At 40.2% G+C, this 24,382-nt stretch carries 20 protein-coding genes and 1 pseudogene; 8 read left to right on the forward strand and 13 right to left on the reverse strand.

The genetic code is table 11. The features are described from left to right. The first annotated feature begins 65 nt into the window (after positions 1-65). The 8 genes and pseudogenes from rpoZ (at position 66) to Q337_RS17460 (ending at position 8,199) form a co-directional block, all read left to right on the forward strand. Positions 66-341 (forward strand): DNA-directed RNA polymerase subunit omega, encoded by a 276-nt coding sequence (gene rpoZ / locus Q337_RS0110465; RefSeq protein ID WP_026471552.1) that lies wholly within the window; start codon positions 66-68, stop codon positions 339-341. Between the two features lie 227 nt (positions 342-568). Continuing rightward, the gene (locus Q337_RS17450; RefSeq protein ID WP_051526788.1) at positions 569-2,692 is read left to right on the forward strand and encodes a RelA/SpoT family protein; all 2,124 of its coding nucleotides are present in this window, start codon (positions 569-571) and stop codon (positions 2,690-2,692) included. Positions 2,693-2,743: 51 nt separating this feature from the next. Beyond that, positions 2,744-3,127: a RidA family protein gene (locus Q337_RS0110480; RefSeq protein ID WP_026471553.1), complete on the forward strand. Its 384-nt coding sequence runs from the start codon at positions 2,744-2,746 to the stop codon at positions 3,125-3,127. Between the two features lie 167 nt (positions 3,128-3,294). Then, positions 3,295-3,489 carry a bacterioferritin-associated ferredoxin gene (locus tag Q337_RS0110485; RefSeq protein ID WP_026471554.1) on the forward strand — a complete coding sequence of 65 codons (195 nt, stop codon included), beginning with the start codon at positions 3,295-3,297 and terminating at the stop codon, positions 3,487-3,489. A gap of 545 nt (positions 3,490-4,034) precedes the next feature. Continuing rightward, positions 4,035-4,499, forward strand: a complete 465-nt coding sequence (gene bfr / locus Q337_RS0110490; RefSeq protein ID WP_026471555.1) for a bacterioferritin — start codon at positions 4,035-4,037, stop codon at positions 4,497-4,499. Positions 4,500-4,748: 249 nt separating this feature from the next. Further along, a pseudogene (locus tag Q337_RS17455) lies at positions 4,749-5,698 on the forward strand (IS481 family transposase). Positions 5,699-6,049: 351 nt separating this feature from the next. Next, positions 6,050-7,207: a glycosyltransferase family 4 protein gene (locus tag Q337_RS0110500; protein ID WP_034280061.1), complete on the forward strand. Its 1,158-nt coding sequence runs from the start codon at positions 6,050-6,052 to the stop codon at positions 7,205-7,207. 23 nt (positions 7,208-7,230) lie between these two features. Continuing rightward, entirely contained in the window at positions 7,231-8,199 is a 969-nt protein-coding gene (locus Q337_RS17460; protein WP_051526789.1) for a glycosyltransferase family 2 protein, read from the forward strand. Here Q337_RS17460 and Q337_RS0110510 read toward each other — a convergent pair. The 13 genes from Q337_RS0110510 to Q337_RS0110570 form a co-directional block, all read right to left on the reverse strand. After that, entirely contained in the window at positions 8,196-9,062 is an 867-nt protein-coding gene (locus tag Q337_RS0110510) for a glycosyltransferase family 2 protein (RefSeq protein WP_034280066.1), read from the reverse strand. The genes Q337_RS17460 and Q337_RS0110510 overlap by 4 nt on opposite strands. A gap of 5 nt (positions 9,063-9,067) precedes the next feature. Continuing rightward, complete coding sequence (locus Q337_RS0110515) at positions 9,068-9,970, reverse strand: glycosyltransferase family 2 protein (protein WP_026471558.1); 903 nt, start codon at positions 9,968-9,970, stop codon at positions 9,068-9,070. Further along, positions 9,967-11,409 (reverse strand): mannose-1-phosphate guanylyltransferase/mannose-6-phosphate isomerase, encoded by a 1,443-nt coding sequence (locus Q337_RS0110520; RefSeq protein WP_034279899.1) that lies wholly within the window; start codon positions 11,407-11,409, stop codon positions 9,967-9,969. The genes Q337_RS0110515 and Q337_RS0110520 overlap by 4 nt, the downstream gene beginning before the upstream one ends. Positions 11,410-11,415: 6 nt before the next feature. Continuing rightward, positions 11,416-13,122, reverse strand: a complete 1,707-nt coding sequence (locus Q337_RS0110525) for an ABC transporter ATP-binding protein (protein WP_026471560.1) — start codon at positions 13,120-13,122, stop codon at positions 11,416-11,418. A 9-nt stretch (positions 13,123-13,131) separates the two neighbouring features. After that, positions 13,132-13,980, reverse strand: coding sequence for a glycosyltransferase family 2 protein (locus Q337_RS0110530; RefSeq protein WP_034279901.1), 849 nt, complete (start codon positions 13,978-13,980; stop codon positions 13,132-13,134). 6 nt (positions 13,981-13,986) lie between these two features. After that, positions 13,987-15,912, reverse strand: a complete 1,926-nt coding sequence (locus Q337_RS17465) for a tetratricopeptide repeat protein (protein ID WP_211253608.1) — start codon at positions 15,910-15,912, stop codon at positions 13,987-13,989. Between the two features lie 125 nt (positions 15,913-16,037). After that, entirely contained in the window at positions 16,038-16,445 is a 408-nt protein-coding gene (locus Q337_RS0110540; protein ID WP_026471562.1) for a pilin, read from the reverse strand. A gap of 269 nt (positions 16,446-16,714) precedes the next feature. After that, complete coding sequence (locus Q337_RS0110545; RefSeq protein WP_026471563.1) at positions 16,715-17,278, reverse strand: TPM domain-containing protein; 564 nt, start codon at positions 17,276-17,278, stop codon at positions 16,715-16,717. Then, positions 17,269-18,363, reverse strand: coding sequence for a TPM domain-containing protein (locus tag Q337_RS0110550; protein ID WP_026471564.1), 1,095 nt, complete (start codon positions 18,361-18,363; stop codon positions 17,269-17,271). Before Q337_RS0110550 ends, Q337_RS0110545 begins: the two co-directional genes overlap by 10 nt. 155 nt (positions 18,364-18,518) lie before the next feature. Continuing rightward, complete coding sequence (locus tag Q337_RS17470; protein WP_051526791.1) at positions 18,519-19,160, reverse strand: LemA family protein; 642 nt, start codon at positions 19,158-19,160, stop codon at positions 18,519-18,521. Between the two features lie 305 nt (positions 19,161-19,465). Next, positions 19,466-20,353, reverse strand: coding sequence for a metal-dependent hydrolase (locus tag Q337_RS0110560; protein ID WP_034279903.1), 888 nt, complete (start codon positions 20,351-20,353; stop codon positions 19,466-19,468). A gap of 174 nt (positions 20,354-20,527) precedes the next feature. After that, a complete protein-coding gene (locus Q337_RS0110565) occupies positions 20,528-22,702 on the reverse strand; it encodes a TonB-dependent siderophore receptor (protein WP_407636768.1) in 2,175 nt (724 codons plus the stop codon). Between the two features lie 212 nt (positions 22,703-22,914). Beyond that, complete coding sequence (locus tag Q337_RS0110570) at positions 22,915-24,339, reverse strand: FAD-dependent oxidoreductase (protein WP_026471567.1); 1,425 nt, start codon at positions 24,337-24,339, stop codon at positions 22,915-22,917. Positions 24,340-24,382: the final 43 nt, after the last annotated feature.

Genomic DNA, 24,382 nt, shown 5'->3' on the forward strand with positions numbered 1-24,382 from the left:
TACGTATTAGTCGTATAATTTTCGGTCTTTCCAAATCCTTACCTTAATCGCAAGCGAGAACCATAATGGCACGCGTAACTGTAGAAGACTGCCTGAGCGCAGTAGACAACCGTTTTGAACTGGTTCTGGTCGCTGCCAAACGTGCACGTCAATTGGCACGTGGTATCAGTGAGCCAACCTTGCCTTGGGATAACGACAAGCCAACTGTTATGGCACTGCGTGAAATTGCTGAAGGTCATGTTAGCCGTGACATCCTCAAGCAAAAAGATGACGCGCTACAACCTTCCAGCCTTGATCTGGCACTGGCTCCTGCCCTGAATCTGGACAACTTTAGCTTTTAAAGCAGCGTTTACTTTTAGCTTCTGATGTTCAGTGTTAACGTCAAGTGTAACTGCCTGCTATCATTGAAAAAGCCTGATTTGTTTCAAGTCAGGCTTTTTTAATTTTTATGCTGTCCTTAGCATAAAAAGCCAAATAATCAATTGACAAGACCTGCGTTTTGCTTTTCATTAGAGGGTTAACGTAGAGCTTATTTGTCCAGGCCCTTATTGATTTAGGAATCATGCCTATGCAAGGCGACGTTATTCGTCATGCCCAGCAACAACTTGCCAACATCCTGGCAGCCTATTTAAATGCTGAACAAATTCAGCAGATCATTGCTGCCTGCGATTTTGCCAACGATGCCCATAACGGTGTTATTCGCAAAAGTGGCGAACCCTATATTCTGCATCCCATCGCGGTGGCCTGTATTCTGGGTAACATGCATCTGGACGCCGACAGCCTTATGGCAGCGTTACTGCATGATGTCATTGAAGATACGCCAATTAGTAAAACAGAAATTGCCAACCTGTTTGGTGCCAAGGTTGCAGAACTGGTCGATGGTGTCACCAAGCTCACCATTTCCAAAGATAAGCAGGACAATAAGGCCGCATCATTTCGTAAAATCCTGTTAGCCACCCTTCATGATCCACGGGTCATTATTATCAAACTGGCTGATCGCCTGCATAATATGTCAACGCTGGATGCCTTGCGCCCGGAAAAACGCCAGCGGATTGCACAGGAAACCTATGATATTTTTGTGCCCATGGCGCGGCTGGTGGGCATGAATGATATTGCCGACCAGCTTGAATTGCTGTGTTATGAAAACCTTGATCCTGCCCTGTTTAACCGCATCCAGACCGCCTTACAAACCACCCGAACCCAGCGTAGTACTTACCAGAAAGTCTGGGCAGAACGCCTTGATAAAACCATTAAAACCCTTGGCCTTAACGGCATACTTGAAGAAAAAGACAATAATATTCAACTTTTCCAGCGATTTTTTAAAAATAAAACCGATTTAAATTCACTCATTCATATTCATGCTTTTGACATTGTGCTGGAAACTGTTGCAGCCTGTGATCAACTCGCTGCTTACCTCAAGCAGCACTACCATGTGCTGAAACTGGCAGATCATATCCGCAACCCCCTGCCCGGCGGCAATCAGGCGCTGGAGCTGTCATTACGCGGTGAAGTCACCACACTGGATTTAATGCTACAAACACCCCGCATGCGCGAAGCTGCGCGCCTTGGCGTAGTGCTGGGTGAATCCGCACCACAGGCCAGCCGCTCGGCCATTCAGGCGTCCTTAACCAACCTGAGCGAATTGATTGATCGCGACTGTGCCAAAACCACCTTAAACTCGTTGCTGGATTACTTGCATCGCGAAAAAATTCTGGTGTCCACACCGGATGGCGATATTCATGAGCTGCCACGCGGGGCAACTGCGGTTGATTTTGCCTATGCTGCCAGCTTGTTTCTGGGTAACCATGCTATTGGTGCCAAGATTGATGGCATTATCAAGCCCTTAAGCACACCGCTTAATAGTGGTGAAGTGGTTGAAATTATTACTGATGTGCTGGCAACCCCTAATCCAGAATGGCTAAGCTTCGTCAATACCCAAAAAGCCCGCCGTTCCATTCAAAATATCTTGCGCGATCAGGATATCGAAGAACAGCGTCTGGTCGGCCAGCAAGCCCTGAATCGCGCGCTTAAGCTCTATCATCATAGTCTGAATGACCTGAGCACTCAGGATTGGGAAAACTTGCTGACCTGGCGTCATGTCCACAGCAAAGAGCAGCTATTTGAGCAAATTGCTATTGGTGACCTGCTGCCCCAACTGGTTGCTTCGCGCCTGTTTGCCGACCAGAACCAGCAAGCATTATTAGCGTCTGGTCAGCTCATTCGTGGCACTGAAGGCATCGACGTGCGCTATGCCAATTGCTGCACACCCATTCTGGATGATCCGATTCGTGGCCATCTCACCCGTCGCGGCTTAATTGTTCACCGGGCACGCTGTAGCAACCTGCTGCATGAAAACCAGCAGCACCCGGAAAATATTATTCCCTTGAACTGGCAAGAATGTGACGAGGCTGATGCACGTTTTCCGGCCTATCTGTGCATAGATGAAAAACTGGATGATGAGCAAACGACCGAAATTATCTATAAAATCCGGCAATTTCAGGCTGGCCTTGAGCAAATGACCAGCGATGATGAAAAAACCTATCTATCTTTGATTGTCCGTGATCGTGACCATCTGGCACACCTGATCCGTGAATTACGTATTTTACTGGACTTTCCTAGCCTGACCCGTTTAGATAGTGCCTTTAATATTCGCGAACGTGAATACTCAGCCAAACAAGATTCTTTAGCTTGACTCATGAATTGGTTATTATCCTGAAAAATTTATACATGATTGGAGTCTTTCATGACACGCACTGTCATTCATAGTGAACAAGCACCAGCTGCTATTGGAACTTACTCACAAGCCATCAAGATTGACAACGTGGTGTATTTGTCAGGCCAGATTGGTCTTGATCCTTATAGCATGGAACTGGTAGAAGGTATTGAGGCCCAGATCCGTCGTGTATTTGATAACCTTAAAGCAGTGTGTGAAGCAGCCGGTGGTTCCCTGGCGGATATTGCCAAGCTCAACATCTTTTTAACTGACCTGGGTAATTTCCAGCTGGTTAACCAGATTATGGGTGAATACTTTACCCAGCCCTACCCTGCCCGCGCAGCCCTAGGGATTAATACACTGCCGCGCAATGCCTTGGTTGAAATGGATGGTATTCTGGTTATCAATCAATGATCCTTCACATCTTCTGCTAAATCATTAAGCCGCTTTGTGCGGCTTTTTTATTAACTATAATAATTTAATTTTTTTGTAAATAAGAATACGACAACTTGACATTTGATAATAATTATCAATAATATCTATTATCTTATTTGTACTTCCAACTACGGAAACAAAAGACCATGTACGTTTGCCTATGCCGTGCTGTGACTGATCGCCAAATTCGGACTAGTGTTGAAAATGGGGCATCCAGCTTCCGTGAAGTACGCGATGAGCTTGAAGTTGGCACCTGTTGTGGCCGCTGTGTGCCTGAAGCTCGTGAACTGATTGATCAAACCCTGTCTGAAATCGCTAGCCGTATTTCGGTCGCTGCCTGATTTTAAAAGCTGCCTGACTCTAAAATAATTTTCTGTTTCTCCTCTCCCGCTCTCATGAAAGATCATAATTCTGTAGCGGGATTTTTCTTTTTTAACCTGCAATTTTTATAATTTTAAAAAGCTTAGCTTTAATGTGATTGTCATTTTCATTTGCGGTTCCATAAACTGCTCGAAAAATTCTGCTAATTTTTATAATCTATAAGCAATTTAAAAGACTAGCCAAACCATTTCTTGTTCTATCCTTAATACGTTTAACTAGGCCTTTGCTTTGTATTCAGCCCAACAAGAAACAGCGTTTTAGCTTTATCGATTCTTGTGCTTGAAGTGAATTGTCGCCTAGCGCTTAGAAAAGCAATGCCTCGTTTAATCTTCGGACGAAGCTCTTATCTTCTTGAGGAACATATTCCTCAGGGCGAAGCCTTAAAGCAGTGCTTTAAGTTCGCTTAATACTTTAACTTCGAGCAAAGCTCCTTGCAGAGCGGTGCTCTTCATACGCTCGGGCAATGATTATTAATCATTGCTTAATCCTCGCTCAGGAGAAAGCCATGAAAGGCGATCGTCAAGTTATCATTCATTTAAACAATGTGCTATATAATCAGCTTACGGCGATTAATCAGTACTTCCTTCATGCGCGTATGCTTAAAGACTGGGGGATTGAAAAGCTGGGCCAGCACATTTATAAAGAATCCATTCATCAAATGAAACATGCAGATAAAGTGATCGAACGCATTTTATTTTTAGAAGGCCTACCCAATTTACAGCAACTGGGCAAATTGCATATTGGGGAAAATACCCAAGAAATTTTAGCGTGTGACTTGCGTATGGCCACTGATTCGCATGTTACCTTAAAAGCTGCTATTGCCTATGCTGAGCAAGCGGCAGATTTCGTTACCCGTGACATGCTACGTGCAATTATGGCTGAGGAAGAAGAATATATTGACTGGACTGGCACCCAGCTTGCCTTGATTGAAAGTGTGACTTTGGAAAACTATATTCAATCTCAGCTCTAAGCATAAGTTTGAAGTGATAAAAAAGGTAAAAAAAAGCCCGCGGGGGGCGGGCTGAAGGGGGTCTTACTGTCTTGGGGACAGTATTAATAGTAGAGAAAATCTATGTATTTGTCTGTTAGACGAATGTAGAAAGGGTGTAACGAGAGGTAATTCTTTAACGTTTACTTGGCTCATTCTAAAACTTATTATTAGGTGTTTAGTCCCACACTTTGATGGTGCAAAATTCTCACATGAATGGAAGGAGGCACTATGGGACAAGTTTTACACGGCAGCGCCACAACGACACAGGCAATACGTCGAGCAATACAAAATAGTCAAGAAAGCTTAAGAGTCTTGGCCAAGCATTACAGCATCAATCAAAAAACAGTTGCAAAGTGGAAGAAGCGCACATCAGTCGTTGATAGAGCAACAGGGCCGAAGAATCCTCGCTCAAGTGTGTTATCGCCTGAAGATGAGGCAGCAATCGTTGCTTTTCGAAAACATACTTTGCTGCTGCTGAACGATTGCCTTTATGCGCTACAGCCGAGTATTCCTCATCTACCCGTTCCTCGCTACACCGCTGCTTGCAACGGCATGACATCTCACAGTTGCCTGACGTCCATGGCGATCTTCCTGTCAAGAAGCGTTTCAAGAGCTACCCCATCGGCTACTTTCATATCGACATCGCAGAGGTACAAACAGCACAGGGCAAGCTTTATCTCTTCGTCGCCATTGATCGCACGTCGAAGTTCGCATTCACCGAACTGCATGGCAAGGCTGGCAAGATGGCAGCCGCGCAGTTCCTGCGCAATCTGGTTGAGGCTGTACCCTACAGCATTCATACAGTACTGACGGATAACGGTATCCAGTTCACGAACCGCACCTGTGACCGCTATGCCTTTGAACACATATTTGACCGGGTTTGTGCTGAATATGGCATTAAACATCGGCTCACCAGGGTTAAGTATCCATGGACCAACGGACAGGTTGAGCGCATGAACCGAACAATTAAGGAAGCCACCCTCAAACGGTACCATTACGATGACCACACTCAGCTACGCACTCACCTGACTGAATTTATTAGCGCATACAACTTTGGCCGCAGGCTCAAAACACTAAAAGGGCTGACACCTTATGAATTCATCTGCAAACAGTGGACAGATGAACCTGAACGCTTCAAGATTGATCCGATCCATCAAATGCCGGGACTAAACACCTAGATATATTCTATGCTATTGAAATATATTTTATTTTAATAAGGTTTTACAATTACTCTTTTCCATCTTTAATATATTGCGAATAGTGAATCTTGGGATCATATCTAAGCCATGAAAAATATTAGTTTATTTTCAAAGTAATTCGTATACTTAATTTTTCTATAATCTTTTAATCTAGAACTAGTAATTTTAAATATATTTTTCTATAGTAAAATAAATATAACACCTCATCTTACTATAAGATTTAAGGCATTATAACGACTTGCTAATTTACAGTTTTTTTAGAAAAATATTGTTAAACTAAAAAGAATCAAAAGATTCCTGCTGAGCTAGTTATTTTACATGTTTAAAACAATGCAAAAAAATTCCGATCTTAAGAGAGTTTTGATCATAACACGTAACTTACCACCTCTTATAGGCGGGATGGAACGCCTCAATTGGCACATGGCAGATGAACTCTCCAAATATTACTGTGTTAAAGTAATTGCTCCTACAGGCTCGGCTAACCTAAAACCAAAGCACTTAGATATGATTGAAGTACCTTTAGTGCCATTATGGCTATTTCTTATTCTTTCGCTCTGGGAAGCCATCAAAATTACACTACAATGGAAACCCGATATCATTCTTGCGGGTAGCGGATTAACTGCCTTAGCAGCAAAATTAAGCAGTATATTCTATACAAAGAGTAAATCCGTTGCTTATTTACATGGACTTGACATTACAGCAGATCATAGATTATATCGGCTAATATGGCTTCCCATATTGAGACAACTTGATCATGTCATTACAAATAGCAGTCCAACTTCACAACTGGTAAGCAATTTAGGTATTCCAGACACCCGTGTTAGTATTATTTTTCCAGGCGTTAACTTACCAAGAACAATCCAAACGCAAGCTCAAATAGAACAATTTCTACATAAATATCAATTACAAAATAAGCATATACTATTATCCGTAGGTCGACTGACCACTCGGAAAGGTATTCATGAATTTATTCAGTATGCTTTGCCTGATATTGTCAAAGCAATGCCAAATATAGTTCTTGTTATTATTGGAGAATCACCAAAAAATGCCCTATTGGCTGAAACCCAAAGTAAAGAAAGTATTGAAGCAACTGTTTCGCAATTAGGCCTTCAAGAACATGTTAAATTCTTGGGAAAAATTGACGATCAATCTCTCTCGTATGCATATGAAAGCAGTCATGTACATGTATTTCCTGTACGCCATATTCCCAATGATCCTGAAGGCTTTGGTATGGTAGCTATTGAGGCCGCTGCTCATGGTTTACCTACCGTTGCATTTGCAACAGGAGGCGTGGTAGACGCTATTTCTGATGGGAAATCAGGATATTTAGTTCGCTCTGAAGATTATTTATTATTAACTCAAGCTGTGATCAAGGCGCTTGCCTTGAATAATTTTTGGAAAAAGTCTTGCCAAACATTTGCAAAAAATTTTACATGGGAAAATTTTGGAAATGATATTAAAACAAAGTTAAATAATATTTTAAATTAAATTCAAGTAGTGGAGCTTACTTTATGATTGAAGATGAAAAAATTGGGGTAGCAATTATAACTTATAATAGACCAGATGGCTTAGAAAAATTATTTAATTCTTTACCACATGAATTTATTGACTGCTTTATCATTATAAATGATGGAAAACCAATAGTTTCTGATATTATTCCAGCTCAATATATATCCAACAACATTCATAATTTAGGTGTTGGAAAATCAAAAAATAAAGCTCTAAAATACTTAATGGATAATCAGATGGATCATTACTTCATTTTTGAAGATGATGTTCATATAATAAACCAAGAGATATTTCATGCTTATATTCAAGCAAGTAAAACAACAGGAATTCATCATTTTAACTCTGCTTTACACGTAGCTGAAAATAAGAAGAGCAATGGTCAACCAAATCCTCTTATAAAAATTATATACCCGAACGATGTCAAAATTTCATTTTATTTTACTTGCTGTGGTGTATTTTCATATTATTCAAAAAAATGTCTTCTTACTGTTGGATTAATGGATGAACAGTTTTTTAATGCAGCTGAACACATAGATCATACTCTAAGATGCTCTCAAATGAATATGCATTCTGACTTTTGGTATTTTGCAGATATATCAGATTCTTATATATATTTGAAAGATACATATAATCAAGAAAACTATCAATCAGTAATATTAGTAAATAGTGACTCATGTCAAGTAATCAAAAATGCTAAAATACGTTTTAACTTAAAATATCAAATTAATTCTGTTAAAGAAATAGAAATAAATAGTCTCTTTAAATTTATAAATAATTTAAATACTCTTTATAACAAAGAGAGAAAACAGAACGAAGAATTCAACCTAATAAAAAAAAACCTGAAGGAATTAATTAGAAAATTTCCTATTATATTTGGTTTTAAACTAATTCATGACTTAAATAGAATAATAATAAAGTGCTTTCATGGATTAAAAAAAACTCTATTAAATATTAAGAAAACTCCACCCTAAATACCATCTTTTATTCCCAAAACTAACGATTTGATTTGTCCTAATTTATCCTTTTTCACTAGACAGATGATTATAAATTGATAAATTAGACCTAAAAAAAACTCTTTTGCTGCAAATATTTTTGGCACATAAGGCTCTTTTAATAGATACAATGTATTTCTAATTCGAAAATATCTTCTGAAAGCGGAGTGTATTGTAATGCTTTTACCGAACACTTGAATATTATAATCACCTATTCTATGCTTCATTGTAGCTTTATTTGAAATATAGCAATGTAATCCCTTGGCTTTTGCTCTAAAACACCATTCGATATCTACATAATCAATAAAATAGTTTGCTTTCATAAAGCCGATACGTCTTAATACATTAACTTCAACGTACATTCCAGATGAAATAATCAAGCTAGCTCTTCGCGGCTGTTTAATATTAGAAACGTCAATAGTCTTGCGAAAACCATATTTGTTAACAGATGTTATCTTATAAAAAAAACTATATTCCTTATCAAACAACCTTGGGCCTATGGCAGCGATATTTGCATCAATATAATTTCTTACATAAGTATAATCGCTAGCAATAAAATTAATAAAATTACGACTAATCATGCTATCTTGATCAAAGAAAACAATGTAACGAGCTCCTGATTGAATCGCCCTTTTTATACCGACATTCTGAGCATAAGCAATTCCCTTATTACTTTCCAAGTAAATAGTTTCAGCTTTTTTTATGCTATCTAACATACAGGCATTTTTTGAAGCATTATCAACCAAAATTACCCTGACACTTTGCTCAGATAGCTGTGTAATTAATGTAGATAGATTCTCATGTTTTGGATTGAACGACACAATCACTGCAAAAATATTCATTTCAATCATTTTGGATATTTAAAAGCTGCTCCAGCGCCCTTTAACATACTCCTAGCCTGTGTTTTTCTATCTATAGAAAAGATTAAATAAACTATAAAAGTAAGTATCAACTTAATGATTGCCCAAAATTTCCATGTCAAAGGAACATATTTTCTAAAGAGCAAAAGAATAGTATTTCTAAATAAATAAAAATGCCTAAATGCAGAACGTATGGGCCAAACTTTCCAACCAAATAGCCAGAATTTTAAACTGCTTTCACCCATTTGATGATAAAATACAGCGGTTGGAATCCCATATAAATGATAACCAGCATTTAGTACTCTAAAAGACCATTCTGTATCAATATGATCAATAAAAAAGTCCTGATCTAGCGCACCCAATTGTGTAAATAAATTAGCACGCATGAATGTCCCACTACCATTTATATTTGTACACTTAACTGGCTGTATTGAGCCAGATTCTGGATAAATTCTACTCCATAATCCATTACGCATTTGATGAAAGCCATGCTGCTTCTGAGTTTTAAAATCTATTAATTTTGGACCAACACAACCAACTTTACTACCATTCTCCTCCAATTGATTGAAGTATTTATAAAGCTGATTGATTGCATCAGTTGCTGGCACGCTATCCTGATCCAATAAAAGAATAAACTCTAAAGTTTTGTGCATCTTTATTGCATGATTGACGCCAATATTTAAAGCCGTTGCTAATCCAAGATTCTCATTATTATTAACTAAATAAATATTATTTCTTTTTTGGCTAATTTTGCTCAAGCGCGTAATATCTTGAGCATTAGATCCATTATCTACAATAATCCAGATAATTTCTCCTAAACTATGCATTTGTTGAGTTAATAATTCAAATGATGGATTATAGGTTACTGTAATCGCAGCAATATTATTCATAATACACGCCCATAGTCATCTTTCAACCGAACAATATCATCCTCACCTAAATAAGCACCTGACTGAATTTCTATCAGCTCCAAAGGAATACTTCCCGGATTTTCTAGACTATGAATTGTACCAATTGGAATATAGGTTGACTCATTCTCAGAAATAAAGTATTTCTCATCTCCTCTAGTTACTTTAGCTGTACCCTTTACTACGATCCAATGCTCTGCGCGATGATGATGTAACTGCAAAGATAGTTTTGACTTTGGATTAACAGTAATTCGCTTCACTTGATAACGTTCACCTACATCAATTGAGTCATATTTGCCCCAAGGCCTTATGACTTCTCGGTGGATAGATAGCTCTGTCCTTTGATATCGGGTTAAGTCTTCTACAATCTTCTTCATTAATTGTGATTCTGTTTTATTTGCTACCAGAATAGCATCTTTGGTTTCAACAACAATCAAATCATCTACGCCAAGCACTGTAACTAACCGACTTGAAGCATGCACATAGTTATTTTGACCTTGCTCTATTAATACATCACCAAAAACCACATTCTGTTGCTCATCTTTGATACTGGACTCCCATAATGACTCCCAAGATCCAAGATCATTCCAACCGGCCTCTAGGCGAACTACGGCACCAATTGTCGTGTGCTCCATCACAGCATAATCAATTGAATCCTCTGGACAATCTTTAAAGGCTTCAGGATTTATACGTATAAAATCTAAATCTGCTTGGCACTGCATAAATGATTGCTTGCAGCTTGCCAGAATTTCTGGTTGATATTTTTTCACCTCATTGAGAAAGCTATTTGCCCCAAATAGAAACATACCGCTGTTCCATAAATACGACTGGCTCTCCAGATAATCTTTTGACGTTGCTAAGTCTGGCTTTTCCACAAAATGGGCTAACTGATAAGCCTTTCTATCCTCTAACATCTGACCCAATTTAATATAGCCATAGCCTGTATGCGCGCAATATGGTGTTACTCCAAACACAACAAGCATACCCTGCTGCACAACAGTCAATGCAGATAAAATACTGCGATGAAATTGAGGGATATCTACAATATGATGATCTGATGCCAAAACTAATAAGGCAGGATTTTTCTCTAAATATAATGCTTGTGCCTGCAATGCCGCTAATGTAATGGCTGGTGCAGTATTTTTACCTACAGGCTCTAGCAGAATAGAAGCTTTTTCTATACCAATCTGTCGCAATTGCTCTGCAACAATAAATCGATGCTCCTCATTACAAATTATAATGGGTGAAGTCATCGGAATGTCCAGATTGTCTAACCGTTTTAATGTTAATTGTAACATGGACCATTCTGGATCAATTAGCCGTAGAAACTGTTTGGGGTAGGATTTTCTAGACAATGGCCATAAGCGTGTACCGGAACCACCGGCCAATATAACGGGTGTAAGTATCCCTTTTTCATCCATGAAAAATTATCCTAATGACAATATTTTATTACACCCGGCCACAGCAGACTCTCTATGTGCAATAATAATTAATGTCTTTTTACCATTTAACTCATTAATAGCTGCATTTACTGCCGCTTCCGTTTCTGCATCTAGTGCGCTGGTGGCTTCATCCATAAGCAATACAGGGGGATCACGGTATAGTGCACGTGCTATGCCAATCCGCTGACGTTGTCCCCCAGAAAGTAATACACCTCGTTCACCAACAGTGGTGTAATAACCCTGATGTAATTCACTAATTATAAAATCATGTATTTGTGCAGCTTTAGCCGTTCTTACTACGGCATCCATATCAATATTTTCTTGGGGCACCCCAAAAGCAATATTTGCTGCTACACTGGCATCTGCTAGATAAATATGTTGTGGCACATATCCAATAGATTGCTGCCAACCAGTAACATTATCAGCAGTGATTGGAACATCATCAATTAATAATTGTCCCAGTTGTGGTGTTAATAAACCTAACAGAATATCCATTAATGTGCTTTTGCCAGAACCGCTTTTACCCACTATTCCTAAGCTGCTATTGACCGGAATAGTTAAATTAACATGTTGTAGTATCTCTTTATGTTGACTACCAGGATAAGCATAGCTTACATCCATTAACTGAATATCACGCTGTGGGATTAACGGTGCCATCTGATTAATCTTAGCCAACAAGGGTAATGAAAGATCACGATGAATATTTTGCAGTGTTGCCCCTGCAAAACGCATTCGAGCAAAAGCACGATAAATAATTTGGGCAGCTGGTAATATGCGATATGCTGCAAATCCGTATAAACCTAATACTGGCAATATATGTGCAATATCATTACTTTGATGAATTAAAAGAAGTGCCAGTAAAATTAACCCAGTATATCCTGTTGCTTCAACAAGAAATAAAGGCACTTGACTTAATGTCTCATTAGCTGCTAAATGCCTTGCAAAAATTCGAGAAGAACGATTAAACCGCTCCATATAAGCTGAAGCAGAATGAGTAATTTTTACGTCTTTAATGCCGCTTAGTGCTTCTTGGCAAGCTATAAACCGCTCTTTATTCGCTGTATGTAATTCTAAACCAATTTTGGTTAAATGCTTTCTTACTAGCCAATAAATTAGACCATACAAGGAACCCACTATAAGCATTAAACTAAATGCCATAACCGGATTATATATAAACAGAAGTGCAAGCATTGCCAGAACAATAAATCCTTGACTCAGCATTTGCAAAAGCGGCTGCAACACATTGCCAAGCAAGTGGTCTACTTCCGATAAAATATTTTGGTTTAATTCTGCACTATTTCTCTGCAAGAAAAAAATATATGGCTGCTGAAGGTATACAGACAGAAGACGAAAACTAAAATAATAACGTTGTAAATTGGCAAAACGATTTAAGGTATGGATCGTAATGGATTTAAAGAGCGATGAAAAAAGTACTATAAAGATAGAAAATATACCCAAAACCAAGATAAAGCTTTGTTTATTATTGAAAGAAAAGAAATTATAAATATAAGCCAGTATGGCATTATCATGAATAACATCTGGCCTAGCAAGCACTGCAAGAAATGGCATAATAGAAACAACGCCAGCTGTTTCCATACCTGCCATGACTAATACCAAGATAAATACAAGCAGTGCTTTTCTTTTCTCCATTGGTGTGAGTATGTGCCATAACTTTTTAAGTGATTCAAGCATTGCAGCCCCTTACTCACCCTTATACATTAGTGCAGTTACTTGCTCTGAAATCAGTCCCATTAGAAAAATCATTACACTTCCTGTATAAAGCAATGCACTCATATTGGTAAAACGGTTGAACTCATAAAGAGTATAACCATACCAACTAGATGCCATCAAAAACAATATAGTGGCAATTGGCAAGAACATTTTAAGTGGAGAAAATAATGTTGCAATTTTAAAAATAATAAGAAAAAAACGAATGCTATCTTTTACTGGATGGATATGGCTCTTACCAATGCGTTTAGCTGCATGAATCGGCACATAAGCAACCGAATAACCCGCTCTAAAAAATGCCATTGTACTTGTTGTAGGATAGGAAAAACCATTCGGCAGTAAATACAGAAACTCTCTAAATTTATTAGCATTTACTGCTCTGAAACCAGAAGTTAAATCCTCTATAGGATGCTCGGTCATATAGGTTGCAAGCCTATTATACAATTGATTGGCTATACTCCGACCTATACTGGCTTGTGAACCTCTTTGCCGCGCTCCAACTACAAGGTCATATCCTTGGTTCATTTTCTCTAGTAAAAGAACAATATCTGCTGGATCATGTTGTCCATCGGCGTCCATAAATATAATGACCTCACCAGTAGCTACTCTTGCTCCTGTTTTAATTGCTGCGCCATTGCCCTTAGGATAAGGATGAGACACCACATGTGCACCCGCTTGCTCAGCAAGCTGTAAAGTTTGGTCTCTAGAACCATCATTAATTACAATTATTTCTGCATCTGCATATATTTTTTTAATTTGTCTCACAGTTTGGCCAATTGCACCAGCTTCATTTTTCGCAGGTAAAACTATACTTAACTTCATTATGCTTTACTTATCCTTATGGTAAACATGCATTTTATCAGCCTCCATATCTGCTTGTATATTCTTCCTTAAATCCTCTGCAATACGCTTGTACATTACCTCATCCTTTAACTGCTTTTGATAAATAAGCTCAATTTTTGTTAAAAGCTGTAAAGCTAATTTATAATAACCTTTATTTCCTAGATCAGCGACCATAGCTAATGCAGCACTAACATCTCGATATTGAACGGCTGCTCGCAAATAATTCTGATATGCTTTGTGTGGTAGCTCTAATGCAGCAAATAATTGTGCTTGCAGATAATTCGATAATGCATAAAAATTAGGGTAATCTCTGTAAGATTTATTATATTTTATAAGATTAGTGAGAAGCTCAGTCATTTCTTGAGCATATAATCTAGTAAGTTTTTGATCCTTAATGATTTTATCAACCAAGCCACGTAATCCCCAAATAGCCGCACCATCAGCATTTTGTTTTAATATCTGGTGTTGAAGCCTTAAAAAATCTTGTTTACTAACCTTTCCGATATCTATTTTTTGTTTTAACAGTTGAATAAGTAAACTTGAATCAGGATGGCAAGCTATTGCTTGCTCTAACACTTGATTAGCTTCTTGAGATCGACCATGTTGCATCAATATTTCGGCTAATTTACTCTGAGCACGTACTGACTCAGGATTATTCTGTGCCCAATAAACCTGCAGTTTTGTTGTATCTGACCATAAAATCACACGTTGCCATGTCATCCATGCTAATATTATTAATATTAGACAACTAATGAAAATAACAGAACTCGATTTAGTTCTTTCAGATAAATTGTATAAACCTGCAGCTATAGGTAAAAATAAAAATATTGCTGCTACATAATTTCGGTGCTCAAAATATAACTCTAAACCAATGACACTTGATTCAATTAAGTGGGCTGCAAAAAAGAATAAAATTGCTAAACAAATTAGTGGATATTTTTTTCTAATAGCAAATGCAAAACCTAATAAAAAAATTATAAAGATAATCGATATTAATGTAGTAACTGGGTTTAACCACCCCTTAGAAATATAGTAACCATCTTGAAATAAACCATAACCTTCTATACGTGGAATGAATAGCTGATATAAATAACTACAAATGATTCTTGCTTCGCTCCATAAACGCTCAGCCTGATTAAATGAACGATATGGCCAAGGATTTTCTGAAAAATCAATATAATGAAATAATAATGCTGCGATTACCGTTGATGGCATCCACAAACATATTGCACGCCAATACCAAATAGGTTTATTAACCTTAGTAGGATTACAGAATTCTATAATTAAAATTAAAAGTGGTAATAAAGCACCATTTTCCTTGCTATAAGTTGCTAATATACTACTAATACTGATGGATAAAGTCATTATAATATAAGCATGTAAGGGTCGTCTAGTTAATAAAGCTCTTCCTCTTAAATATCCAATCATACCTAACAGGCTAAATAATAACGGTAACTGTGCCATCCGTTGTATAACATATAACGTTGTAGAAACAAAGAAAGGATGTAACAACCAAAAGCCACATGATAAAAGTGCAATCCATGTTGCCTTTTTTTCTATGTATCCATAACTTAATAAAATTAAACGTATTGTCCAGTAGATTAAAATGCCACATGATAAATGAATAGCTAAATTGACTAATTTAAAAGGATAAGCGCTTATTGGCCATGAATAAGCCTGAGGAATAAATGTGGCTAACGCAATGGGACGTCCTGTAGGTCCAGCAAAACCACTAGTTATAAATTGTTGGATATCTTTCCATTGTCCAGAATCCCTATAGTGAGCTAGACCCGCGAGATTAGATTGATCATCAAATAAAAACCCACCTTGAAGGCCTGGCCAATAAACTAATCCAGTAAGTAAAATTAATATAAATAAACCAGTTGTTGGAATAATGCGAGTCATCAACATATATTTATAATCTTAAAATTTATAGAACAATCACTTTAAGTACATTTTTTTCTTAAGATGATCTTAAATAAGAAGAGGCTCCTATAGAGCCTCTTCTTATTTTATAGGTCGTTAATACTGATTAATTACAGTACGCCTTTAGGTAAATATTTAGCAATACCACCATTACTAGTAACTTTTATTGAACCATTTCTATCTGTCTTAGCAACTACTTGTTTACTTTCAATTTGTTTAGCAACTCCAGAAGATGCATAGGTAATAGTAACAGTACATTCACCTGTAGCACTTGGAGCACCAGCTGTTACTTTTACACTTGCAGCATATTTACCGTGTGCACTGCTACTACCACAATCTCCAGTTTGCAAGCTGTCGCCGATATCAGCTTTTAGGCCATCAGCTAATGCAAAACCTTCAGCAGCTTGTGATCGTGCAATATAATCTTGGTAAGCAGGAATCGCAAAAGCAGCCAGAATACCAATGATCGCTACAACGATCATCAATTCAATTAACGTAAAACCCTTTTGTGCGTTCATATAAATTCTCCTAGGAATACAAAAATAGTAGTGTTGGCTTGTTGTTTTGACCAACGCTCTAACACACACGCTGTTATATTGCATTTGTCATGCCAAATCAATATCTGTGAATTGATAACGCTGCAAAAACAGGCAAATAAAGCCATTTTGTTAGTTAGAGCACATTTATATTTATTATTAAAAAGCAATTTAAGGAAATATTTGACATTTTTTGTCACTTAGCCATAGCATCTACAAAAATAGTCAGTTTAATCAATAGCCTTAAATTGCTATAAAAATATAGCCTGATTGCTTAATTCATTACCTAAGTCTTTTATTTTGTTAGCATAAAATTGGTTGAGCACTTCGCCAATTTGCTCAATACCGCTAATTACCCCGGCACAATACTGTTTTTGCTTGAGCTGCGCAGTAATATTACTGCAAATTGTGTCCCAATTCTCGCTTGTAACAAAATGATTTATGCCGCGATCAGCCACAATTTCAACTTTGCGTTCACATAAGTTGATGTATAGCAGCACACCGCTGTTATAGGCAGTGTCCCATACCCCATATTCAGCAAACAGCTGTTTTGCACGGGTTCTGGTATTAGTGCGCAATGCCATATCCAGTGGCAGATGTCCTTCAATAATCACCTGGATCTCACCTGCATGATTTTGTTCAGCCTGCGCGACGGCATTGCTAATCTGCTTTTGTACATCCGCATTAAAGCATCGACGCGTCTGCCACGGTAGATAAATAAAATTTCTAAACCAGCGGGGAAAATCCAGTTGTTTACAATCATCTGTTAGTTTTTGATGACTACTTATCAGGTCAGTATCATTATTTACCATGATCCAGAAGCTCCGCCGCCGCCAAATGAGCCACCGCCACCGCGATAGCCTCCGCCACCAAAACCGCCACCACCGCGTCCTCCACCAAACCCACCACCGTTTAGTACACCGGATAGAAGTAGCTGTGCAATTGAACTAATTAATAAAAAGAATACACCCCCACCTAGCATCAAACTGCTAATGAGACCAAGTCCACTGCTTAAGCCCCAGCCGATTCCTACTGCACCGGCAATACTGGCGCTTAGGGATTTTCCTATAAACAGTGCCGCAAACATACCGCCCAAGCAAAGAATGATCAGCATGGTCAAACTGCTTTGGGTACGGGCCTGTTGCTGGGCCTGAGCCGCCTGCTGTTGTTTGAGCTGATCCGCACTGTTTTTAGCAATTTCTGGATCAAGTTTTAAGATTTGGGCAATCTGGTTTAAGCCAGCAGTCAATCCAGCCGCATAATTGCCTTGTTTAAACTGGGGGGTAATTTGCTCTTCAATAATGCGCTTAAGTACAACATCGGGTAATACGCCTTCTAGTCCATAACCCGTTAAAATCTGGATACGGTGATCATTGACTGCAACCATGATGAGCAAGCCATTATCTGTTTTTTCGTTACCCAGTTTCCATTGTTCAAAAGCACGGTTAGCGTAATCAAAAATGGCTTCCTGCCCGGTACTGGGCAAGATAATAAGTCCGGTTTGTGCGCGTCCTGTCTGATAAATTTCTAGAATTTTTTGGCTAAGTTGCTGCTGTTGCTCACTGGTTAATAAGTTGGCCTGATCAATCACCGGGCTGTTTAAATCTGGCAATGTGGCTTGAATGAGGTTGGGGTCAGCCTGTGCAGGTCTCTCTGCCGACGTTGAGGCGTCTATAGTGCTTTGATTATTGATGGGCGCACTGATGGGCGGAATAGCACTGTTCAGTACTGGCCCACCCGCCTGCTTGGCCTGATTTAGAACGATTGCCGCTTCTGCCACCTGGTCTGCTTGCGTCGCTGATTCTGCATGGGTTTGGACAGCAGTTAACAGCAATACCATCATTATAAAAATGATTAAATATTGATGGCATTTTTCCTGTAAAACTGCAAGTAGCGGCATGGCATTGTCTTCTGCTTTGGCCTTTTAACTGCGGATAATTTTTAGTTATCCAGCGTTACGGCATTAAAATCAGGTTTCTCACAAGCAAGTTATTTTCACAATATGGTTTTAAAAACATGATCCTAAGAACCTAATTTTACAACCATGAGCATTAATCAGGGCTGTGCCACTGGTGGTGCTGATTGACCAGCGGGTGTTGCTGTATCAAAACTAACTGTCGGTGCGGTGGCAATGGCAGCTTCATTATTCACTGAAAAATTGGGGCGTGGCTGCATGCCAATCACTTTGGCTGTTAGCGACTGTGGCAACTGGCGTACATAGGTGTTGTAGTCCTGCACCGTCGTGATATAACGATTGCGTGCCACGGTAATGCGGTTTTCAGTGCCCTCCAGTTGTGCACTTAAATCACGGAATGAGGCATCTGCTTTAAGGTTTGGATAGTTCTCAGACACCACCAGCAAACGTGACAAAGCCCCGGTTAACTGGCTTTGGGCTTGCTGAAATTTCTGGAATGCAACCGGATCATTTACTAATTCAGGGGTGGCCTGAATCCCAGCCACCGATGCACGGGCACGGGTAACTTCGGTCAATACCTGCTGTTCGTGGCTGGCATAGCCTTTGACGACATTGACCAGATTGGGTACCAAGTCGGCGCGACGCTGATACTGATTCAAAACTTCAGACCAACTGGCGTTTACCGCTTCATCTTTGGCCTGCAAGTTATTGTAGCCACAACCTGGCAAGCTGCTGGCCAGTACGCTTATTAGCAGTAATGCTGGTAATACCCGACGTGTCATGTGTCTAACCTGTTTTTATCAATGTATATGATTGACATCATGCGGCAACGGACAAGTTTTTCCAGATTGAAATTGTGAATATTTTTAATGGCTTGTTACTGTTGGTGCTTCAAACAACTTTTAAATAGTTTAAAAAAAGCCCTGAAGTGACGATGGCAAATAACACTTATACTTAACAAGACAGCGTGGCTTTGCTAAGCGTACACTCAAGCATAGCTTTCATCTTGCGGTACGGCTAAGCGATGCTTTGCTAATCGTACCTCAGGGCGGTAGGAGAACAACAAAAACTATTTAGGGGCCAATTATTAGTGGATGGTCTTGGCAACTTCCATAAAACTTGCCACCTGATATTCATTCGCCAGTCGGTTTTTCCAGTAATTCAAAATCTTGGAATGGTCAATTTCCGAAGGGTGAAAATCCTTTTTATAGTAGGAAAAATATTCAGGGGTGAGCTGAACCAGCATTTTTGCGACCAGATACAGTCCGCGAAGATTGCCACCAACTTTTGGCAGACTTTTCCATTTGTCCTGCCAGAATAAACGCTGGGTGGCATACAGGGTCAAACTGGCAAAACTGGTGGTTACCGCCTGCATGACCTGACGGCGCAATTTTAGGTCACCATACAGGGCTTGATAGGTGTCAAATGCCACACTGCGATGCTCGATTTCTTCAATGGCATGCCATACCCAGAGCTTTACCGCATCATCATCCAGCGTTTCCAGCAATTCAGGATGATTTAGAATATAACCGCCTAGCAAAGCCGTGAAATGTTCAAAGGCACTGGTAATTGCAAGCTGTACTTTATAAGGCGCATTTTTCAGGCGGTGATCGTGTTTGGCCAGCCAGGCCTGAAAGCTATCCAGTTGATAGTCATCACGTCGCCAGGCCTGATTAAACTCAGTATGCGCCTTGGAATGCATGGCTTCCTGACCGATAAACGCAGCAATTTCAGCTTGTAACTGCTCATCAGTAATCCGGTCACGAACATTACGGACACTGTGCACAAAAAACTGTTCACCAATCGGAAAGGTAGAGGATAACGCGGTCAGCAGATGCGACATAACCGGTGAATTGGCAAAAAAATGACGCTTGATGAGCTGAGGATTAAAATCCAGACGGCGCACTGTAATGCCATTGGCTTTACGGCGATTTAAATACTTCTTATCTGATATTGTATTGGCCACAGCAGTCATGGCGAGTTCCTCATACCATCTCAAGTTGACATACAGTATTGTCATATTTGATGAGTGAGGCTATGGCATGAATGTTCAGCCAGTGACGAAAGTGCTCAAACTTTATTCTTAATTTGTAAGTAAACCCTTGCCCGTCTTAGATCATCCGGGCAAGGCATTTTTTAAATAAACGGCTTAATACTTAAATTTTAACGCGACTGTGTAGTTAGCTGGTGCGCCATAATAGGCTTGACCATCCGTAAAACTATTTAAATATTTTTTGTTACCCAAATTATAGCCATTGACCTGTACACTCATCTGGTCATTCACCGCATAGTTTGCCATTAGGCCAAGCAGCGCATAGCTTTCCTGACGGATATAGGCATCATAAGCGTTGTCATACCGATAGATTTTATCCTGCCATTGCAGACTACCGCCCACTTTAAGTGCGGGTAATTGAGGCATTGTATAGGTGGTGGTTAAATTGACTGTACGCGATGGATTATAAGTCCGGGCATCACCGCCATTTTTTAAGTCGGTTAAATTAAACTGTGCAAAGCCAAAAGATACGTCCGTGTTGTCATTGAGCTTGCCAGCCAGGCCTACTTCTACGCCCTGTGAACGCAAGTCGCTAACCAGCACTTTATGATTTAAGGGATTCCCGTCGGAAGAACGTAAGGGATAATTGCTTTCTTCAGTTCTAAAAATGGCCAGCGTTCCCGTGAGTCTGTTATCAAGCCATGCGCTCTTGATCCCTGCTTCGTAGCTATCACCTTCAATTGGTTTTGCTACCTGGCCTGTGGCAGCATCCAGGGTAGTTTGTGGCCGGAAAATCGAGGTATAGCTCAGGTAACCAGTATATTCAGGGCTAAAGTTGTAGGTTAAGCCGGTGTAAGGCGCTACCTTGCTTTCATCAAAGTTCATCGGTGAGCCATAACTCATCCCTTTACTTTTGGCTTCAACATAATTGGCGCCCAGTGTGAACTTTAAATCATTGTTAAGATGCAAGCGGGTAGCGGCATACCATGAATTGATATTCTGGGTATAGTAGGAAGCATCGGTAAAATCTGACCAGCTGACTGATGTTGGCGTCCAGCTTTCCCAGTTAGTCGTGAACTGGGTTACACCATAAACATCGGTGATGTTGTTGATATTACTGTCATTGATAATCCCGTTGGTTTCTCTATCCTTTTGATGGTTTTGCGAATAGCTATAACCAAAAATGGCATCGTGCTGTTGTTCCAGCAGATTAAATACACCCTGTACATTCAGGTCAGTATTCCGCTTGGTATTGTGCTCTTGCCCGCCCCATGCTGTTAGGGAAATGCCTGAGCCATCGGCCTGCGGATAGCCATAGTAATACAGCAAGCGGCTATCACGGTCTTTTTGCGCATAGTTATAATTCAGGTTAACTGTCCAGTCCTGACCAAGCTTTTGCTTGAGTTCAATAAAGCCATTTTGTGAAACATTATTCCAGTAGGCCCAGTCTGGCACAGGGTTATAGGAACGCTGGTAGGAAATCTGCTGGCCTTGCGCATCCAGTAAAGGCAATGCGCCCCAGTTATTGGCATTGGGCAGGTTCTTTTCATAACTATACCCCGCTGTTAATAAGGTGCTGTCGGTGAGATCGGCCTCAATGATACCAGCCAGTCCATTTTTTTCCTGAGAGTATTTATCCAGATAGGAATTACCCATTTGTTCATAGCCCATCAGGCGGCCACGCACACGCTCATCAGGTGTTAATGCCCCCGATACATCAGCCTCATAGCGTTGGGTATCCCATGAGCCATAGCTAATCCCTGCATTGGCATTCAAATTTTTGGTCGGACGCTTACGGATATAATTAATCGTAGCACTGGGATCACCAAAACCATTGGTCAATGCATCTGCACCCTTGACCACTTCAATACGGTCATAAAAAAAGCTATCCGGGTTGGTGTCATTGTAATTATATGAATCGCTGGGAAAGCCTACCCCATCTACCAGAATATTGGAAATTTCAAAACCACGTGCCAAATATGTGGTGCGTTCAGTTTCCTGATTACTCACTGTCACACCGGGTGTATTGGCCAGCACATCACGTGTTGAGTTAAGGCCAAAATCATCCATTTGCTGACGGGTCACCACATTAATGGTTTGCGGCGTTTCCTGCGCACTGAGATTTAGTCTGGTGGCACTGGAACTTTGTTTTACCGTATAGGCTTTGCTGCTTTCAGATGAGCCTTCCTCTGCAGTTGCCGTAACCTGAATGGTTTGCAGCTGGTTTTCTGTTTCTCCATCCTGTGATAAAGCAGCATGTGCCTGCGCAACCAAGGCCAGCGCCAGTGGCAAGGCTGCCAACCGGCAAGGAACTGTAAAATGATGAACCACGATAAACCCCAGCTAAAATTTAGAAACAATAACAATAATGATTTTCATTTGTAATTTTAGTTAACTGAGCTATAGATGACAAGTGCTATTTAAGAAATGCTTAAGTTTTCATAATCAGAGAAAATAAAAATAATAAAAAAGCAGCTTAACCAATTGATTAAGCTGCTTTTAAAACACAGGGATGAGAGTTTAAATACTCAGTCCTAGAGCTGTTAAACGTTTAGATAATCCAGAATACCTTCGGCAGCCTGACGGCCTTCCCAGATCGCAGTTACCACCAAATCGGAGCCACGCACCATATCGCCACCAGCAAAGATTTTTGGATTACTGGTCTGGAACTTGTAGGCTTGATGCTCTGGAGCAACGACACGGCCTGAACCATCCAGATTAATGGTTGAACCTTCAAACCAGTTGGCTGGACTTGGACGGAAACCAAAAGCCAGAATCACTGCATCGGCTGGCAGAATTTCTTCAGAACCCGGTACTGGTTCAGGACTGCGACGGCCACGGCTATCCGGTTCACCCAGTTGAGTGGTTACGACTTTAACTCCGGTTACCTTGCCATCTGCATCACCCACAATTTCAATGGGCTGACGGTTAAACAGGAACTCTACGCCTTCTTCACGCGCATTTTTTACTTCACGCACCGAACCGGGCATGTTGGCTTCATCACGGCGGTAAGCACAGGTCACATGCGCAGCACCCTGACGAATGGAAGTGCGGTTACAGTCCATGGCAGTATCGCCACCACCCAGCACAACAACACGCTTGCCTTCCAGATCAATATAATCCGCTGGATTCTTTTCCCAGCCCTGACAACGGTTGACGTTGGCAATCAGGAAATCCAGTGCATCGTACACGCCGCTAAAGTCTTCACCGGCAAAGCCACCTTTCATGTAGGTATAGGTGCCCATGCCCATGAACACTGCATCATAATCAGCCAGTAACTCATCAATGGTCACATCAGTGCCTACATCGGTATTCAGGCGGAACTCAATACCCATGCCTTCAAAAATCTCACGGCGACGCACCATGACATTTTTTTCCATTTTAAATTCTGGAATACCAAAGGTCAGCAAGCCACCAATTTCCGGATTTTTGTCAAACACGACGGGTTTTACCCCATTACGTACCAGAATATCAGCACAGCCCAGACCGGCAGGCCCTGCGCCAATGATGGCTACTTTTTTGTCGGTCCACTTAACATGCGACATATCCGGACGCCAGCCTAATGCAAAAGCAGTGTCGTTGATATATTTTTCGGCGTTACCAATGGTTACGGCGCCAAAGCCGTCATTTAAGGTACAAGCGCCTTCACACAGACGATCCTGTGGGCATACGCGGCCACAAACCTCAGGCAGTGTATTGGTTTGGTGGCACAGTTCAGCTGCACGGAACAGCTGGCCTTCTGTCACCAGTTTTAACCAGTTGGGAATATAGTTGTGTACAGGACACTTCCATTCACAGTACGGATTCCCGCAAGCCAAACAGCGATGTGACTGGTTGGCAGCATGTTCCTGGGTAAATGGTTTATAAATTTCTACAAACGCTTCGGTACGAACAGCAATATCTTTTTTCTCTGGATCCTGACGCGGCACTTCCAGAAACTGAAAATCATTGTTTAGGCGAGTCGCCATGGTTATCTCCGTGGGTCAGTGCTGTCGCTCTATTAAAAACAGG

Source organism: Alkanindiges illinoisensis DSM 15370, from assembly GCF_000619845.1.
Lineage (GTDB): Bacteria > Pseudomonadota > Gammaproteobacteria > Pseudomonadales > Moraxellaceae > Alkanindiges > Alkanindiges illinoisensis.